Annotated in this window: 2 protein-coding genes; both read left to right on the forward strand. The window is 65.4% G+C overall.

Features of this window, described 5'->3' with window-relative positions:
* A partial coding sequence (locus tag AVE30378_RS32495; RefSeq protein WP_129247300.1) for an AcaB family transcriptional regulator occupies positions 1-324 on the forward strand: 324 nt, incomplete at its 5' end.
* A partial coding sequence (locus AVE30378_RS32500) for a DUF3158 family protein (RefSeq protein WP_129247302.1) occupies positions 321-514 on the forward strand: 194 nt, incomplete at its 3' end. The genes AVE30378_RS32495 and AVE30378_RS32500, both read left to right, overlap by 4 nt.

Here is a 514-nt window from a genome sequence, read left to right on the forward strand (position 1 = left end):
TTGGAGCGCTGGCTCAACGAAGGTGCCCACGCGCTGCGCAGCCTGTTCAGCCTGGCCCAGCAATACCGCTACTCGGGCTGCACCCGCGACGACTTCGCGGCCAAGAACGCCGCAGCTCGGGCAGCATTGGAGAAGTTCGGCGAACTGCCGCAGGACGTGCTCGAAGGCATGCGCCGCTCGAAGTTTGCGCCGCCCATCGCACGCCGCGGGCTGCAACAGCGCGGTGATAGCGCTGCCGCAGCCGCTCCTCCCACCAACGAAGGCACTGCCGCCGATCCGGCTGAGGCCAAGTCCACAGGCACCGGCGAGGACGAACAGGCATGAGCGACCCGAACCGCGAACCGCGCTACTTCCGTGGTCTGGAACAGCCAGCCTTCATGCGGCTGGAACACGCGGCCTCTCTAAAAGGCCTTTTAAAGCCTTTTAAAGGTAAAGGGGACTTCGAGGCCTGGGCCAGCCAGTGCTTCGCCATGCGCGACGAGTTGATTGCCCTGGCGCAGCGACAGGTGCTGCC

Origin of the sequence: Achromobacter veterisilvae (assembly GCF_900496975.1) — a bacterium.
In the GTDB taxonomy this organism is placed as follows: Bacteria; Pseudomonadota; Gammaproteobacteria; order Burkholderiales; family Burkholderiaceae_B; genus Achromobacter; species Achromobacter veterisilvae.